This window comes from Mixta calida (genome assembly GCF_002953215.1).
Taxonomy (GTDB): domain Bacteria; phylum Pseudomonadota; class Gammaproteobacteria; order Enterobacterales; family Enterobacteriaceae; genus Mixta; species Mixta calida.
In genome coordinates this window covers 4,199,827-4,217,463 of sequence record NZ_CP026378.1, presented here as the reverse complement: position 1 = coordinate 4,217,463, position 17,637 = coordinate 4,199,827, and the positions used below count along the sequence as shown (strand labels likewise).

Annotated in this window: 12 protein-coding genes and 1 pseudogene; 9 read left to right on the top strand and 4 right to left on the bottom strand. The window is 58.1% G+C overall.

Features of this window, described 5'->3' with window-relative positions; translation table 11 throughout:
• Positions 1 to 170: 170 nt before the first annotated feature.
• Positions 171 to 2,366: a primosomal protein N' gene (priA, locus tag C2E16_RS20025; RefSeq protein ID WP_038629047.1), complete on the bottom strand. Its 2,196-nt coding sequence runs from the start codon at positions 2,364 to 2,366 to the stop codon at positions 171 to 173.
• A 216-nt stretch (positions 2,367 to 2,582) separates the two neighbouring features.
• On the opposite strand from priA, the gene rpmE reads away from it, so the two are divergent.
• The gene (gene rpmE, locus C2E16_RS20020) at positions 2,583 to 2,795 is read left to right on the top strand and encodes a 50S ribosomal protein L31 (RefSeq protein ID WP_038629045.1); all 213 of its coding nucleotides are present in this window, start codon (positions 2,583 to 2,585) and stop codon (positions 2,793 to 2,795) included.
• Positions 2,796 to 2,885: 90 nt separating this feature from the next.
• On the opposite strand, the gene metJ is transcribed toward rpmE, so the two are convergent.
• Positions 2,886 to 3,203: a met regulon transcriptional regulator MetJ gene (gene metJ, locus C2E16_RS20015; RefSeq protein ID WP_038629044.1), complete on the bottom strand. Its 318-nt coding sequence runs from the start codon at positions 3,201 to 3,203 to the stop codon at positions 2,886 to 2,888.
• Between the two features lie 275 nt (positions 3,204 to 3,478).
• On the opposite strand from metJ, the gene metB reads away from it, so the two are divergent.
• The 4 genes from metB to C2E16_RS19995 all read left to right on the top strand — a co-directional run bounded on the left by metB (position 3,479) and on the right by C2E16_RS19995 (position 8,863).
• The gene (gene metB / locus C2E16_RS20010; protein WP_038629041.1) at positions 3,479 to 4,639 is read left to right on the top strand and encodes a cystathionine gamma-synthase; all 1,161 of its coding nucleotides are present in this window, start codon (positions 3,479 to 3,481) and stop codon (positions 4,637 to 4,639) included.
• Positions 4,640 to 4,642: 3 nt separating this feature from the next.
• Positions 4,643 to 7,078 (top strand): bifunctional aspartate kinase/homoserine dehydrogenase II, encoded by a 2,436-nt coding sequence (locus C2E16_RS20005; protein ID WP_038629039.1) that lies wholly within the window; start codon positions 4,643 to 4,645, stop codon positions 7,076 to 7,078.
• Between the two features lie 216 nt (positions 7,079 to 7,294).
• A complete protein-coding gene (gene metF, locus C2E16_RS20000; protein ID WP_038629038.1) occupies positions 7,295 to 8,197 on the top strand; it encodes a methylenetetrahydrofolate reductase in 903 nt (300 codons plus the stop codon).
• 129 nt (positions 8,198 to 8,326) lie between these two features.
• Entirely contained in the window at positions 8,327 to 8,863 is a 537-nt protein-coding gene (locus tag C2E16_RS19995) for a hypothetical protein (protein ID WP_133052037.1), read from the top strand.
• A 41-nt stretch (positions 8,864 to 8,904) separates the two neighbouring features.
• On the opposite strand, the pseudogene ppc reads toward C2E16_RS19995, so the two are convergent.
• A pseudogene (gene ppc, locus C2E16_RS19990) lies at positions 8,905 to 11,555 on the bottom strand (phosphoenolpyruvate carboxylase).
• Positions 11,556 to 11,798: 243 nt separating this feature from the next.
• Positions 11,799 to 12,947, bottom strand: a complete 1,149-nt coding sequence (argE, locus tag C2E16_RS19985) for an acetylornithine deacetylase (protein WP_084969905.1) — start codon at positions 12,945 to 12,947, stop codon at positions 11,799 to 11,801.
• 178 nt (positions 12,948 to 13,125) lie between these two features.
• Here argE and argC point away from each other — a divergent pair, with 178 nt between their 5' ends.
• From argC to argH, 4 genes are all read left to right on the top strand, one after another.
• A complete protein-coding gene (argC, locus tag C2E16_RS19980; protein ID WP_084969908.1) occupies positions 13,126 to 14,130 on the top strand; it encodes an N-acetyl-gamma-glutamyl-phosphate reductase in 1,005 nt (334 codons plus the stop codon).
• Between the two features lie 13 nt (positions 14,131 to 14,143).
• Positions 14,144 to 14,920, top strand: a complete 777-nt coding sequence (gene argB, locus C2E16_RS19975; RefSeq protein ID WP_084969909.1) for an acetylglutamate kinase — start codon at positions 14,144 to 14,146, stop codon at positions 14,918 to 14,920.
• A 25-nt stretch (positions 14,921 to 14,945) separates the two neighbouring features.
• Positions 14,946 to 16,157 carry an argininosuccinate synthase gene (locus C2E16_RS19970; protein WP_038629031.1) on the top strand — a complete coding sequence of 404 codons (1,212 nt, stop codon included), beginning with the start codon at positions 14,946 to 14,948 and terminating at the stop codon, positions 16,155 to 16,157.
• An 81-nt stretch (positions 16,158 to 16,238) separates the two neighbouring features.
• Positions 16,239 to 17,618, top strand: a complete 1,380-nt coding sequence (gene argH / locus C2E16_RS19965; protein ID WP_084969906.1) for an argininosuccinate lyase — start codon at positions 16,239 to 16,241, stop codon at positions 17,616 to 17,618.
• Positions 17,619 to 17,637: the final 19 nt, after the last annotated feature.

Below are 17,637 nucleotides of genomic sequence, written 5' to 3'. Positions count from 1 at the left end.
ACCGGCCCGACTATTTGCCATGTTTCGTCATGCTGCGCCTGTTGCGGTCAAAGCTGACGTTCATCACATTTTTATCAGATTGCAGAAGGCGCCGTTACTCAATTTGCATGAAAAGTGTGACTTATTCGACGTTTTTAGATCCAGCTCGCAAACCTTTGCGTTAGCCGTCTTTAGCTTTCCGTCGGATCGACGTCGAGCGTCCATTTCACCTTCCGCGATAGCGGCAGCGTAGAGATCAACGGCATCGTCGTTTTCAGCAGCTGTTGCAGCCGCAGACGGGCAGGGTGCTGAAGCAGCAATTGCCAGCGATAGCGCCCGCCGCGTTTTGCCTGCAACGCCGGCACCGGGCCCATGATCCACAGCGCCTCGTCGCGCAGCGGGCTCGCCTCCAGCAAATTGCGCAGCTGATGCAGGAACGCGGCGGCCTGCTGGTTATCATGATCTTCCGCGCGAAACAGGGCGTGACTAGTAAAAGGCGGCAGCTGAACGCTTCTGCGTTCACTTAGCGTCTGAGCAGCGAAGGCGTCATACCCCTGATGCAGCAATATTTGCAACAGCGGGTGTTCCGGGTGATGAGTTTGCAACAGCACTTCGCCTTGCTTACCGGCGCGGCCGGCGCGGCCAGCCACCTGAATATAGAGCTGGGCAAAACGTTCGGCGGCGCGAAAGTCAGCGGAGAACAGCGCGCCGTCCACATCCAGCAGCGACACCAGCGTCACATCAGGAAAATGATGGCCCTTCGCCAGCATTTGCGTGCCGATCAGAATACGCGCGCCGCCGCGAAACACGTCGGCCAGATGCTGCTCCAGCGCGCCTTTGCGGCTGGTGGTGTCGCGGTCGATGCGCGACAGCGGCACGCCGGGAAACAGCGTTTGCAGATTATGCTCCAGCTGCTCGGTGCCTAATCCCACCGGCACCAGATGCGTGGAGCCGCACTGCGGGCACTGGCGCGGCACCGGCCGCTGGCTGTCGCAGTGGTGGCAGCGTAGCTGGCGCTGTTGCTGATGCAGCGTGTAGTAGTGATCGCAGCGCTGGCATTCGGCTATCCAGCCACAGTCGTGGCACAGCAGCGCGGGCGAAAAGCCGCGGCGGTTAAGAAACAGCAGCACCTGGTTATCCGCCTGCAGATGCTGACGCATGCGCTGGATCAGCGCCGGAGAAAGACCGCCCTGCAGCTGAACGCCTTTGAGATCGATCAGCTGCTGCGTCGCCTGGCGAGCGTTGCCGGCGCGTTTGCTCAGGTTGAGCTGACGATACTTGCCGCTCTGTACGTTATGCAGCGTTTCCAGCGCAGGCGTGGCTGAACCCATCACGATGGGAATATTTTCTTCGCGCGCGCGGAATACGGCGAGATCGCGCGCATGGTAGCGCCAGCCTTCCTGCTGTTTATAAGAGCTGTCGTGTTCTTCATCGATAATAATGACGCCTGGACGGGCAAAGGGCGTAAACAGCGCGGATCGGGTGCCGATGACGATGGCGTTTTCTCCCTGACGCGCGCGCAGCCAGACGGCCATGCGTTCGCTGTCGTTGAGGCCGGAATGCAGCACGTCGATGGGCGCATTGAAGCGCGCGCGGAAACGCGCGATAGTTTGCGGCGTCAGCCCGATTTCCGGCACCAGCACCAGCGCCTGTCGGCCGCGGCTCAGCACATTTTCCAGTACGCTGAGATAAACTTCCGTTTTGCCGGAACCGGTAATGCCCGCCAGCAGCCAGGGCGCGAACTCCTCATCCTCGCTGCGGATAGCGCCGACCGCCATCGCCTGTTCGGTATTCAGCCGCAGCCGCTCGCCGTTGATGCTAAAGCTGGCGCGCCAGTCTTCACGTGCGGGCAGATGCTCGCGCAGATCGCAAAGCCCTTTCGCCCGTAATGCCTGCAGCGCCTGATCGGCCAGATCATGCTGCGCGATCTCGTGTCGATAAAGCGGCTGCTGGCGCAGAATCGCCAGCGCCTGCTGCTGTTTCGGCGCGCGCTTCAGGCTTTCCGGCGCGGTTTCGCGCCCCAGTTCGGTAATAAACCATTGCCAGAGCGGCGCTTCCTGCGCCGGCTTTCCCTGACGCAGCAGCACCGGCAGGGCGTGAAAAAGCACTTCGCCCAGCGGATAGTGATAGTAATCAGCGGCCCAGTGCAGGATGCGCCAGAGAGACGGGGGAAACAGGGATTCGTCGTCGATGACTTCCAGCACGTTTTTCAGCTGGGCTTCCGGCAGATCGCTTTGCTCGCTGAATCCCACAACGACGCCGATCGCCTTGCGGTTGCCGAAAGGCACGCGCACGCGCCCGCCGACAACGGGGCGCAAATGGGCGGGGAGCAGATAATCGAACCGGCGTGCGAGCGGAACGGGCAGCGCGACCTGAGCAACGGGCATGACGTTATCCGTAAAAAGAGTTGGACGGCGTAGTGTACACTGTGTCGCCATCATTGTGCGGATTCGATTGCATCAGCCGGTTATTTTCTGTATAGTTCGCCGCCTTTGGTGCAAAACAGCGCATCAAAAATCACCAGAATTTTTAATCCGCGTGTGGTGCCGGCGCAGGTTTTACCTGGCGCGGGAGAGCGACACGGCCTTTACTGAGGTTATCCCATGAAACAAGGTATTCATCCTAAATATGTTGAAATTACTGCAACTTGTTCTTGCGGTAATGTGATCAAAACCCGCTCTACCGTGGGTCACGATCTGAACCTGGACGTGTGCGGTAAATGCCACCCGTTCTACACCGGCAAACAGCGTGTTGTTGATACCGGTGGTCGTGTTGAGCGCTTCAACAAACGCTTCAGCATCCCGGGCAGCAAATAAGTTTCCCGGCAGACGCGACCGTTTTTCGACGGAGCGGATGCAAGAAAAACCCAGCTTCGGCTGGGTTTTTTTATGGGCAAAACAGACGGATTAATATTCCCATGTATCCGGGTCTTTACCCAGCTCACGCATAATCTTCTTCGCCTCTTCCGGGATCTCATCGCTGCGCTCTTTACGCAGATCAACATCGTCCGGCAGCGGCTGGCCGGTAAAGGCGTGCAGAAACGCTTCGCACAGCAGTTCGCTGTTGGTGGCGTGACGCAAGTTATTTACCTGACGACGCGTACGCTCATCTGTCAGAATTTTTAATACTTTCAGCGGAATAGACACGGTAATTTTTTTGACCTGCTCGCTCTTCTTACCATGCTCAGCATAAGGGCTGATATATTCGCCATTCCATTCAGCCATGAGTTACCTTAATTAATAAAAGTGAAAGTGCCGGAAATCAGCCAATTATGCCCGATCTTTCCGCGTCTCACTAATCAAAGTCAGCATTTACTACGTAACTTTGCCGTTTAGGTCAGACGCCTGACTGCGGGAGCAATCGCCTGCAATTTTAGCGGTTATTGCGCTTTTGCTCAATCTATACGCAAAGACATTTAGATGTCCAGATGTATTGACGTCCAGATACGTAATGCTATCCTGTTAGCCTTCTTTCAAGCCTTTCAGGAACAGTAAGCACCATGACGCGTAAACAGGCAACCATCGCAGTACGCAGCGGTTTGAATGATGACGAGCAATATGGCTGCGTTGTCCCGCCGATCCACCTCTCCAGCACCTATAACTTCACCGACTTTAACCAGCCGCGCGCCCATGACTACTCACGTCGCGGTAATCCGACGCGCGATGTCGTACAGCGGGCGCTGGCGGAACTGGAAGGCGGCGCTGGGGCGGTGATGACCAATACCGGCATGTCCGCAATCCATCTGGTTTGTACACTGTTCCTGAAGCCTGGCGATCTGCTGGTGGCGCCGCACGACTGCTATGGCGGCAGCTATCGTCTGTTTGACAGCCAGAGCAAACGCGGCATCTACCGTGTGAAATTCGTCGATCAGGGCGACGCCCAGGCGTTGCAAGCGGCGCTGGCGGAAAAGCCGAAGCTGGTGCTGGTGGAAAGCCCCAGCAATCCGCTGCTGCGTGTGGTAGACATCGCCGCCATCTGTGAAGCGGCGCGCGCCGTCGGCGCAGTCAGCGTGGTGGACAATACTTTCCTGAGTCCAGCGCTGCAAAATCCACTGGCACTGGGCGCCGATCTGGTCGTGCACTCCTGCACTAAATACCTGAACGGCCATTCCGACGTAGTGGCCGGCGCGGTTATCGCTAAAGAAGCGGCGACGGCGACCGAGCTGGCCTGGTGGGCCAACAATATCGGCGTAACCGGCTCGGCGTTCGACAGCTATCTGCTGCTGCGCGGCATGCGCACGCTTGGTCCGCGTATGGCGGCGGCGCAGCGTAACGCGCTGGCGCTTGTCGAGTATCTGAAGCAACAGCCGCTGGTAAAAAAGCTGTATCATCCTTCTTTGCCGGAAAACGCCGGACACCAGTATGCTGTGCGTCAACAGCGCGGCTTCGGCGCCATGTTAAGTTTTGAAATTGATGGCGACGAGGCGTGCCTGCGTCGTTTTCTGAAGGCGCTGGAGCTGTTTACCCTGGCGGAATCGCTGGGTGGAGTAGAAAGCCTGATTTCCCATACCGCCACCATGACTCATGCCGGGATGTCGGCGGAAGCGCGCGCAGAAGCGGGCATCTCCGATACATTGCTGCGCGTGTCGGTAGGGATCGAGGATCATGAAGATTTAATCGCCGATCTGGATAATGCATTCCGGGTGGCAGCCGAGGGTTAAGAGATGAGTATTTCAGCCGCAGCGGGCGCGCAAACCAGCAGACAGCTGCATAAATTTGGCGGCAGCAGCCTTGCCGATGTCAGTTGTTATCAGCGCGTCGCGGGCATTATGGCCGATTACAGCCAGCCAGGCGATTTGATGGTGGTTTCCGCCGCTGGCAGCACCACCAATCAACTGATTAGCTGGCTGAAGCTCAGTCAGAGCGATCGGCTGTCGGCACATCAGGTGCAGCAGAGCTTGCGCCGCTATCAGTCCGATCTGATTAACGGTCTGCTGCCGCCGGATCTGGCGCAGCCTCTGCTGGCGCGGTTTATTCAGGATCTGGAGTACCTGGCCGGGCTGCTGGACGGCAAAATAACCGACGCGGTTTATGCCGAAGTGGTCGGTCATGGCGAAGTCTGGTCCGCGCGCCTGATGGCGGCGGTGCTGCAACAGCGTGATTTGGAAGCGTGCTGGCTGGACGCGCGCGAATTTCTGCGCGCCGAGCGGGCGGCGCAGCCGCAGGTGGATGAAGGCAAATCCTGGCCACTGTTGCAGCAGCTGATGGCACAGCATGCGCATCAACGTCTGGTGGTCACCGGCTTTATCTGCCGCAACGAGGCGGGCGAAACCGTCCTGCTGGGGCGCAATGGTTCCGACTACTCCGCCACGCAGATTGGCGCGCTGGCAGGCGTCAGCCGCGTCACCATCTGGAGCGACGTCGCTGGCGTTTACAGCGCCGACCCGCGCAAAGTAAAAGACGCCTGCCTGTTACCGCTGCTGCGTCTGGATGAAGCGAGCGAGCTGGCGCGCCTGGCCGCGCCGGTGCTGCATGCCCGCACGCTGCAACCGGTTTCCAACAGCGATATCGATTTACAGCTGCGTTGTAGCTACCAGCCGGAGCAGGGTTCAACGCGCATTGAGCGCGTGCTGGCTTCTGGCACCGGCGCCCGGATTGTCACCAGCCATGACGATGTCTGCCTGATTGAAATTGAAGTGCCGCCGCAGCATGATTTTGCAACGTTGCATAAAGAGGTCGATCATCTGCTAAAGCGCGCGCAGATCCGCCCGCTGGCGACCGGCGTACACAGCGATCGCAGCCTGTTACAGCTTTGCTACACCTCAGAAGTGGTCAACAGCGCGTTTGAGCTGCTACAGGACGCGGGTCTGCCGGGTCATTTACAGCTGCGCGAGGGGCTGGCGCTGGTGGCGCTGGTCGGCGCCGGCGTTAGCCGCAATCCGCTGCACAGTCACCGCTTCTGGCAGCAGATCAAGGATCAGCCAGTGGAGTTTATCTGGCAGTCGGAAGAGGGCATCAGCCTGGTCGCCGTACTGCGCGTCGGTCCGACGCAGCATCTGGTGCAGGGGCTGCATCAGTCGCTGTTCCGCGCGGAAAAACGCATTGGCCTGATGCTGTTCGGCAAAGGCAATATCGGCTCGCGCTGGCTGGAGCTGTTCGCCCGCGAGCAGAAAAGCCTTTCTGCCCGCACCGGCTTCGAATTTGTGCTGGCGGGCGTGGTGGACAGCCGTCGCAGCCTGCTGAGCTATGACGGCCTCGACGCCAGCCGTGCTTTGGCGTTCTTTGAGGATGAAGCGGTGGCGCAGGATGAAGAGTCGCTTTTCCTGTGGATGCGTGCGCATCCTTACGATGATTTAGTCGTGCTGGACGTGACCGCCAGCGAGGCGCTGGCCGGACAGTATCTCGATTTTGCCAGCCACGGTTTCCACGTGATTAGCGCCAACAAGGTGGCTGGCGCATCAGACAGCTATCGCTGGCGGCAGATCCGCGACGCCTTCGCCAAAACCGACCGTCACTGGCTCTATAACGCTACAGTGGGCGCCGGTCTGCCGGTCAACCATACGGTGCGCGACCTGCGCGAGAGCGGCGACAGCATTCTCTCCATCAGCGGCATTTTCTCTGGCACGCTCTCCTGGCTGTTCCTGCAGTTTGACGGCACGGTGCCGTTTAGCGAGCTGGTCGATCAGGCATGGCAGCAGGGGTTGACCGAGCCCGACCCGCGCGTCGATCTTTCCGGCCAGGATGTGATGCGCAAACTGGTCATCCTGGCGCGTGAAGCAGGATATGACATCGAGCCGGATCAGGTGCGCGTCGAATCGCTGGTGCCGTCGGGTTGCGAAAGCGGCTCCATCGATCACTTTTTCGAAAACAGCGAGGCGCTCAACGAGCAGATGCTGCAGCGTCTGGAGGCGGCGCAGGAAATGGGGCTGCTGTTGCGCTATGTGGCGCGTTTCGACGCCAACGGCAAAGCGCGCGTCGGCATTGAGGCGGTGCGGCCTGAGCATCCGCTGGCGGCGCTGTTGCCCTGCGACAACGTATTCGCTATTGAAAGCCGGTGGTATCGCGATAATCCGCTGGTGATCCGCGGGCCGGGCGCCGGACGGGACGTTACCGCAGGCGCTATCCAGTCTGATATCAACCGACTGGCGCAGCTGCTGTAACCGCGCTTTACACATGCAAAAATTCCAGGGTGGCTTAGGCCACCCTTTTTGTTACCAACATGAAGCGTCTTCATCTTGAATGAATTTTTATCACCCTTCTGAACTTAATTTTTTGTTGACGCTTTAACCAGAATCGTTCATTTTGAACATCTGGACGTCTAAATGTATAGATGTTCATTGATGACGAAAATAAAAATTTAAAAAGGTAGAGTGGATATGAGTTTCTTTCACGCCAACCAGCGCGAAGCGCTGAACCAAAGCCTGGCAGAACTGAACGGGCGTATTAACGTTTCCTTTGAGTTTTTTCCGCCGCGCACCAGTGAAATGGAAGAAACGCTCTGGAATTCTATCGATCGCCTTAGCAGTCTGAAACCCAAATTTGTTTCTGTTACCTATGGCGCCAACTCGGGTGAGCGCGATCGCACCCACTCGATTATCAAAGGCATCAAAGAGCGTACCGGGCTGGAAGCGGCCCCGCATTTAACCTGCGTTGACGCCTCCCGCGACGAGCTGCGCATCATTGCGCAGGATTACTGGAACAACGGCATCCGCCATATCGTCGCGCTGCGTGGCGATCTGCCGCCGGGCAGCGGCAAGCCGGATATGTACGCCGCCGACTTGGTTGCGCTGCTGAAAGAGGTCGGGGAATTTGATATTTCTGTCGCCGCCTACCCGGAAGTGCACCCTGAGGCGAAAAGCGCGCAGGCTGACTTAATTAACCTGAAGCGCAAAATTGACGCCGGGGCCAACCGGGCGATTACCCAGTTCTTTTTTGATGTGGAGAGCTACCTGCGCTTTCGCGATCGCTGTGTAGCGACCGGCATCGACGTCGAGATTGTGCCGGGCATTTTGCCGGTCTCTAACTTCAAACAGCTGCAGCGCTTTGCGGCGATGACCAATGTGCGGGTTCCCGGCTGGATGAACAGCATGTTCGAAGGTCTGGATGACGATCCGGAAACGCGCAAAATGGTAGGCGCCAACGTGGCGATGGATATGGTGAAAATTCTCAGCCGCGAGGGCGTAAAAGATTTTCACTTCTATACGCTGAACCGTGCCGAAATGAGCTATGCCATTTGCCATACGCTGGGCGTGCGCCCTGCTGCGGCGCTGGTGGCCTGATATCAACGCCGCGCTTCCCGAGGCGCGGCATATTGGTTATTATTCCGCCTTCCATAACAGGGAAGGTTTCTCGTGGTTCTCCAAAGATTTATCGATGGCGTGAGGCAGCGCGGCGTTAAGGGCTGCCTGATGACTGTTGCTCTGCTTCTGCTGCCCTTTATTGTCATGACCTACTGGAGCAATCTTTCCCGTCAGGTCTTCCTGGCCGATCCGGATCTGCCTTTTCGCGTCGCCGCGATTTGCGGCCTGACGGGCGCGCTGCCGATCGCGGGCGCAGGCTGGCTATTCCGCCGCTCGCGTTTCACCGGGCGAAAGCTGCTTAAACTCTTTGGCACCAGCGCTTTTATGATCGCCATCTTCTCTCTGCAGATCCCCAGCGCCCTGGTGCGTTACCTTCCGCATCAGCGTTTGCAATACCGCACCGACTTTACCGTCTCTTTTCCGGGACCGTCGCGCGGCAAATCGTCCCGCTGCGAAATGGGATTGAAAATAAAAGATCAACATCTGCAACGCTGGATTGAGTTTTGCAGCAGCAAAGCGTGGATGGATACGCATCATCAACGCGGGATGGATCGCATTGAGGTGATCGAAGAAGTAAATCAGTACGGCGTCAGGGTGCTGGATTACTGGTTTAGCTGGTCGCCCATCAATGAGGCGGCGCGTTAAAAAAGTTCATGCCCCGTAGGGCATGAACCGTTCGGCCATGATTAACCGGTGTTGCGCATACCGGCGGCGACGCCGGCGATGGTCACCATCAGCGCCTGTTCAACGCGCGGATCCACCTCTTCACCACGTGCTTCCTGCGCGCGGGAGCGGTGTAGCAGCTCAGCCTGCAGTACGTTAAGCGGGTCGGTATAGACGTTGCGCAGAGCGATAGATTCTGCAATCCAGGGCTCGTCCGCCATCAGATGCGCATCATTGGCGATAGTCAGCACCGCTTTAATGTCCGCTTCCAGACGATCGCGCAGCTGCTTGCCCAGCGGCCACAGTGAAACGTCGACCAGACGCTGGTCATAATATTCAGCCAGCCATAAATCTGCTTTGGAAAAGACCATCTCCAGCATGCCGAGGCGGGTAGAGAAGAAGGGCCAGTCGCGACACATCGCCTCCAGCTGATCCCGATGGCCTTCGTCCATCGCCTGCTGCAGCGCCGCACCGGCGCCCAGCCAGGCGGGCAGCATCAGACGGTTTTGCGTCCAGGCGAAGATCCAGGGAATGGCGCGCAGCGATTCGACGCCGCCGCTTGGCCGGCGCTTGGCTGGCCGCGAGCCCAACGGCAGCTTACCCAGCTCCTGTTCCGGCGTGGCGGAGCGGAAGTAGGGAACGAAATCAGGATTTTCACGCACGTAGCCGCGGTAAATGCCGCAGGAGACGTCGGAAAGCTGATCCATAATGCTGCGCCATTCGCTTTTCGGCTCCGGCGGCGGCAGCAGGTTGGCTTCCAGAATGGCGCTGGTATAGAGCGACAGGCTGGCGATTGCCACCTCCGGCAGACCATATTTAAAGCGGATCATCTCTCCCTGCTCGGTAACGCGCAGGCCGCCTTTCAGACTGCCCGGCGGCTGTGAAAGCAGCGCCGCCTGCGCAGGCGCGCCGCCGCGACCGATAGTGCCGCCGCGGCCGTGGAACAGGGTCAGCGCAATGCCCGCCTTTTCGCAGGTCTTGATTAACGCGTCCTGCGCCTGATACTGCGCCCAGGAAGCCGCCATCACGCCTGCGTCTTTGGCCGAATCGGAATAGCCGATCATTACCATCTGCTTGCCCTGGATAAAGCCGCGATACCAGTCGATGTTGAGCAGCTGCGACATCACATCATTGGCGTTATTCAGGTCATCAAGGGTTTCAAACAGCGGCGCAACCGGCAGCGCGAACGGAATGCCCGCCTCTTTGAGCAGCAGGTGAACCGCCAGCACGTCAGACGGCGTTTTCGCCATTGAGATAACATAGGCGGCGATAGAACCGCGCGGCGCTTCAGCGGCGACGCGACAGGTATCCAGCACCTCGCGCGTTTCCTCGCTGGGTTCCCACTGGCGCGGCAGCAGCGGCCGTTTGGAGTTCAGCTCGCGGATCAGGAAAGCCTGCTTGTCCGCTTCGGACCAGCTCTCATAATCGCCCAGCCCCAGATAGCGCGTTATCTCGGCGATCGCTTCGGTGTGACGGGTGCTTTCCTGACGCAGGTCGATGCGCACCAGCGGCACGCCGAAACATTTTACCCGGCGCAGCGTATCAAGCAGTTGCCCGTTAGCGATAATGCCCATGCCGCACGCCTGTAACGACTGATAACAGGCATAAAGCGGCTCCCACAGCTGATCGTTCGAGATCAGCAGCCCTTCCGGGCGCGGCAGACGTTCGCCTTTCAGCCGGCGCTCCAGATAAGACTGCGTAGTCATCAGCTGCGTGCGCAGACGTTTCAGAATTTCACGGTAAGGCTCCTGCGCCTGCGGATCGCCGCACAGCTCGCGCAGTTCATCGGTACATTCCGACATCGACAGCTCGGAAATCAGCACGCCAATATCGCGCAGGAAAAGGTCGGTCGCTTTCCAGCGGCTCAGCTGCAGAACGTGACGGGTAATGCTGGCGGTGACGTTCGGGTTGCCGTCACGGTCGCCGCCCATCCAGGAGGTGAACTGCACCGGCACGAAATCGACCGGCAGCGTATAGCCGAAGCTTTCTTCAACCTGCTCGTTCAGTTCGCGCAAAAAACCAGGCACGCCATCCCACAGGCTGTTTTCCACCACCGCAAAGCCCCATTTGGCTTCGTCGACGGGAGAGGGGCGATACTTGCGGATTTCGTCGGTATGCCAGGCCTGAGCCACCAGCTGACGCAAACGGCGCATGATTTGGTTGCGCTCGTAGTCGGAAATATCGTTATGGTCGAGCTGCTTTAAGCAGGTATTTACCTCAACCAGTTTATGAATCAGGGTGCGGCGTGTAATTTCGGTGGGGTGAGCGGTCAGAACCAGTTCCAGCGAAAGGGATTCGATGGCTTCGCGGATATTGGATTCATTCAGATCGGGCTGCTGCTTAAGACGCTCGAACGCTTTTTTCATCAATTCAGGATGATTGGCGCCTTCGCCGTGCGGCGAAATGGTCTGGTACTGTTCGGCGACGTTGGTCAGATTGAGGAACTGGCTAAAGGCGCGCGCGACCGGCAGAAGTTCATCATTAGAGAGATTTTGCAGCGTGGTAAGCAGCTCCTGGCGATGAGCATCGTTTCCCGCGCGGGATGACTTAGAGAGTTTGCGGATGGTTTCCACCCGATCAAGGATGTTTTCTCCCAGCGCATCCTTAATCGTATCCCGAGCAGTTTGCCGAGCATACTGACATTACTTCGCATTGCGGAATATTGTTCGTTCATATGACCCCTGACACCCTTCTTGTCTTTTAATTTTTACCCTTGCGGGCGTAACGCCGCCTTTTATCTAGCCATGTAACTGCCCATTCGTCAATTGCGCAGAACGTGGCGCGTAATGTCGTTAAGTCGCAGTAATTTAAGAAATTTAACAAGACTGAAGTGGGATAAGTTATTCTTATCAGCAAAGTTGGAACTTTGCTGGGGCAATTTAACGCTTTAGCAGTGAATTGCCCTAAATGCTGCACATCAGTAACAGAAATGGTTAACCAGTTGTCCAATCAGCAAGCGAGTCGGCTTAATGAATGCCGTATCGATAAACTCATCCGGCTGATGCGCCTGGTTAATCGAGCCTGGGCCCAATACCAGCGTTGGACAGAGCTGCTGAATAAACGGCGCTTCGGTGCAGTAGTTCACTACCTCCGTCGGCGTGCCGAGCAGTTTTTCCACTACCTGCACCAGCTGATGATCGTGCGGGCATTCGTATCCCGGAATCGGCGGATGCAGTTCCGCGACGGTCAGGCGGCCTGGCCAGCGCGCGCTGACCGGCTCCAGCGCCTCATTCAGTAAGGCGTCTAAATCACTCAGCGTCAGTCCCGGCAGCGGACGAATATCCATATGCAGTTCGCAGCAGGCGCAGATACGGTTCGCCGCATCGCCGCCGTGGATATGGCCGAAGTTCATCGTGGGATAAGGAATGGCGAAGCCGTCATGATGATAGCGCTCTTTCAGCGTATTGCGCAGCTGCATCAGGTGGCCGATCGCCTCGTGCATCAGCTCGATCGCGTTCACGCCGCGCGCGGGATCGCTGGAGTGCCCCGACTGCCCCTGCACGCGAATGGCGTTAGACAAATGTCCTTTATGCGCCCGCACCGGCTTCAGCGAAGTCGGCTCGCCGATAATCGCGCAATCCGGTCGCAGCGTGGCGGATTCAGCGAAATATTTGGCGCCTGCCATTGTCGTTTCTTCATCCGCCGTGGCAAGAATATAGAGGGGCTTCTTCAGCTTCGTAATATCGGTGTCGCGCAGCGTATCAAGGATAAAGGCGAAAAAGCCTTTCATATCCGCCGTGCCTAAGCCGTAGAGTTTGTTGTCATGTTCGGCGAGCGTAAAGGGATCGCGCGTCCAGCGGCCATCATCAAAGGGAACCGTGTCGGTATGTCCCGCCAGCAGCAGACCGCCTGCGCCTTCGCCGCTTTTGGCCAGCATGTTGAATTTATGACGTGTGCCTGGCACCGGCTGCACTTCCACGCTGAAGCCGAGATCGCGGAACCAGCCGGCCAGCAGGGTGATTAAATTCTCATTGCTCTGATCGAGCGCGCTGTCGGTGGCGCTGATGGACGGCGTGGCGATCAGCTGGCGATAGAGTTCGATAAAAGGCGGTAATTTTGTCTTCACTGTTGACGGTCCTTGAGTTAGGATGTATCAATATTCATGCATTAATAGTGAATAAAAATACAATAACGTGCGCGGGATGGGAAATAAATTAACCCGCTATTTAACGTTAGACTTCATGGGCGCGCGGCGACAGGGCTGCACACCGGATCTGAACGACTGTAATAAGGTAGACGGCCTGATGTTGAATACGCTGATTGTTGGTGCCAGCGGCTACGCTGGGGTTGAACTGGCGACCTTTCTGAATCGCCATCCGCATATGAACATAACCGCTTTAGCGGTTTCAGCGCAAAGCCCGGATGCCGGAAAACGTCTTTCCGACCTGCATCCGCAGCTGAAGGGCATGGTCGATCTGCCGCTGGAGCCGTTAAGCGACGTCGCTGTTTATGCCGATAAAGTGGACGTGGTGTTTCTCGCCACTGCGCATGAAGTCAGCCATGACCTGGCGCCGCAGTTTCTGGCGGCGGGCTGCGTGGTGTTCGATCTTTCAGGCGCGTTCCGTGTTAACGACCCTGAATTTTATTCACGCTGCTACGGTTTCAGCCATCAGCATGCGGAATGGCTGGAAAAGGCGGTTTACGGCCTGGCGGAATGGCAGCACGACGCTATCAAAGAGGCGCAGCTGATCGCCGTGCCCGGTTGCTATCCCACCGCCGCGCAGCTGGCGCTGAAGCCGCTGATCGAAGCGGGACTGCTGAATGAGGCGCAGTGGCCGGTGATTAACGCCACCAGCGGCGTGAGCGGCGCCGGGCGCAAGGCGACAATGAACAATAGCTTTTGCGAAGTCAGCCTGCAGCCGTACGGCCTGTTTACCCATCGTCATCGGCCGGAAATCGAGACGCATCTCGGCGTGCCGGTGGTCTTTACCCCGCATCTCGGCAATTTCCCGCGCGGCATCCTCGCCACCATTACCTGCCGTTTACAGCCGGGCGTCAGCCGGGAAGATATCGCGGAGGCGTTTCACAACGCCTATCAGGATAAGCCGCTGGTGCGCGTCTATGAACAGGGCGTGCCGGCGCTGAAATCGGTGGTAGGGCTGCCGTTCTGCGATATCGGCTTCGCGCTGCAGGATGAACATCTGATCGTGGTCGCAGCGGAAGATAACCTGTTGAAAGGCGCAGCGTCGCAGGCGGTGCAGTGTCTCAATATTCGTTTCGGTTTCCCGGAAACCCAGTCACTTATTTAAGCGGATGAAGATTATGACCACTCCATTGATTATCAAACTGGGCGGCGTGCTGTTGGATAGCGAAGAAGCGCTGGCGCGTCTGTTTAATGCGCTGGTGACCTACCGGGAAGCGCATCAGCGCCCGCTGGTGATCGTTCACGGCGGCGGCTGCCTGGTGGATGAGCTGATGAAAAAGCTGGCGCTGCCCGTAAAGAAAAAGAACGGCCTGCGCGTGACGCCTGCGGATCAGATCGACATTATCACCGGCGCGCTGGCGGGCACGGCGAACAAGACGCTGATGGCCTGGGCGAAGAAACATCATATCCAGGCGGTCGGTCTCTGCCTGGGCGACGGCGGTATGGTCAATGTCGCGCAGTTTGACGAGGAGCTGGGCCATGTCGGCAATGCGCTGCCAGGTTCGCCAGCGCTGCTGAATACGCTGCTGCAGGCGGGCTATATGCCGGTCGTCAGTTCAATCGGCATTACTGAACAGGGCGATCTAATGAACGTCAACGCAGACCAGGCGGCGACAGCATTGGCGGCGACGCTGGGCGCGGATCTGGTTTTACTCTCCGACGTCAGCGGCATTCTTGACGGCAAAGGCCAGCGGATTGAGGAAATGACCGCGGCGAAAGCGGAGCAGCTGATCGCCCAGGGCATCATTACCGACGGCATGATCGTTAAAGTGCATGCGGCGCTGGACGCGGCGCGCACGCTGGGCCGCCCGGTAGATATCGCCAGCTGGCGCCATGCCGAGCAGCTTCCTTCTCTGTTTAATGGCGTGTCGATTGGCACCCGGATCCACGCATAACACCACCACATTCAAGGATTAAGAAATGCAAAACCAAGGCATCAAAAAAATCGTTCTGGCTTATTCCGGCGGTCTGGACACTTCAGCCATTATTCCATGGCTGAAAGAGAACTACGGCTGTGAAGTGGTCGCCTTTGTCGCCGATATCGGCCAGGATCGCGAAGATTTGGTCGGCGTGGAGAAGAAGGCGCTGCAATCCGGCGCATCTGAGTGCCATATTGCCGACCTGCGTGAAGAATTTATCCGCGACTACGTCTATCCGGTGCTGCAAACTGGCGCGCTGTATGAGGGCACTTATCTGCTGGGCACTTCCATGGCGCGTCCGATTATTGCCAAAGCCCAGGTTGAGCTGGCGCTGAAGGTCGGCGCTGACGCCTTGTGCCACGGCGCCACCGGCAAAGGCAACGATCAGGTGCGTTTCGAAACGACCTATACCGCGCTGGCGCCGCACCTGAAAGTGGTGGCGCCGTGGCGTGAATGGAACCTGCGCTCGCGTGAAGCGCTGCTCGACTACCTGAAAGAGCGCAATATCCCGACTACCGCGTCGCTGGAAAAAATCTACAGCCGCGACGAGAATGCGTGGCATATCTCAACGGAAGGCGGCGTGCTGGAAAGCCCATGGAACGCGCCGAATAAAGATTGCTGGGTCTGGACCGTCGATCCGCTGGAAGCGCCGGATCAGCCGGAGCAGGTTACCGTAACGGTAGAGAAAGGCTGTGTGGTGGCGGTAAACGGCGAACGCTTAAGTCCGTTCCAGTGCCTGGAAAAACTGAACGCGTTGGGCGCAAAGCACGGCGTGGGCCGTATCGATATTGTTGAAAACCGTCTGGTAGGCATCAAATCGCGCGGCTGCTATGAAACGCCTGGCGGCACCATTATGGTCAACGCGCTGCGCGCGATAGAGCAGCTGGTGCTGGATCGCGACAGCTTCAAATGGCGCGAACAACTGGGCCTGGAGATGTCCTATGTGGTTTATGACGGCCGCTGGTTCGCGCCGCTGCGCAAATCGCTGCAGGCCGCCGCAGAATCGCTGGCCGCTGAGGTCAACGGCGAAGTGGTGCTGCAACTTTATAAAGGCCAGGTCACGGCGATTCAGAAAAAATCCGCCAACAGCCTCTATTCCGAAGAATTCGCCACCTTCGGCGAAGATGAAGTGTACGACCACAGCCATGCGGGCGGCTTTATCCGTCTGTTCTCGCTCTCTTCACGCATTCGCGCATTGAACGAGAAGAAGTAACGCACAGGGGCGGCGTTTGTTTCGCCGCCCTGAATCAAGCAGACAGAGCCTTGCGCGCAACAGATTTCAGGAGCATTGAAGATGGCACTATGGGGTGGACGGTTTACACAGGCGGCCGATGGACGGTTTAAACAGTTTAACGACTCGCTGCGCTTTGATTATCGCCTGGCGGAGCAGGATATTATCGGCTCCGTCGCCTGGTCGAAAGCGCTGGTTACCGTAAACGTGCTGACGCAGGATGAGCAGCTGCAGCTGGAAGCCGCGCTGAACGTGCTGCTGGAGGAAGTGCGCGCGAATCCGCAGCAGATTCTGGCAAGCGATGCGGAAGATATTCATAGCTGGGTGGAAGGGCGCCTGATCGATAAAGTCGGCGCGCTGGGCAAGAAACTGCATACCGGGCGCAGCCGTAACGATCAGGTCGCCACCGATTTAAAATTGTGGTGCAAAGAGCAGGTGCTGCTGCTGTTGAGCGCGGTGCGCGAGCTGCAACAGGCGCTGGTGGCGACGGCGGAAGCGAATCAGGACGCGGTGATGCCGGGCTATACGCACCTGCAACGCGCCCAGCCGGTAACGTTCGCCCACTGGTGTCTGGCTTATGTCGAGATGCTGGCGCGCGATGAGAGCCGTTTAGAAGATACGCTGAAGCGCCTGGACGTCAGCCCGCTGGGCTGCGGCGCGTTGGCCGGCACCGCCTATGAGATCGACCGTGAGCAGCTGGCCGGCTGGCTGGGCTTCGCCTCCGCCACACGCAACAGCCTGGACAGCGTTTCCGATCGCGATCATGCGCTGGAGCTGCTTTCCGATGCGGCTATCGGCATGGTGCACCTTTCCCGCTTTGCAGAAGATCTGATTTTCTTTAATACCGGCGAAGCGAACTTCGTTGAGCTCTCCGATCGCGTGACTTCCGGCTCGTCGTTAATGCCGCAGAAGAAAAACCCGGACGCGCTGGAGCTGATTCGCGGCAAATGCGGTCGGGTGCAGGGCGCGCTGACCGGCATGATGATGACGCTGAAAGGGCTGCCGCTGGCCTACAATAAAGATATGCAGGAAGACAAAGAAGGGCTGTTCGATGCGCTCGACACCTGGCTTGATTGCCTGCATATGTCGGCGCTGGTACTGGACGGCATTCAGGTGAAGCGTTCGCGCTGCCAGGAAGCAGCAGAGCAGGGTTACGCCAACGCCACGGAGCTGGCGGATTATCTGGTGGCGAAAGGCGTTCCCTTCCGCGAGGCGCACCATATCGTCGGCGAAGCGGTTGTCGCCGCCATCGATCAGGGCGTGGCGCTGGAAGCGTTAACGTTGACGCAGTTGCAACAGTTCAGTCCGATTATCGGACAGGATGTCTATCCGGTATTGTCGCTGCAATCCTGCCTGGATAAACGTAACGCCAAAGGCGGCGTCGCGCCGCAGCAGGTCACGGCAGCGATAGCTGAGGCGAAAAAGCGTCTACAGCAACGCTAAGCCTTGCGTGAAAAGCGGA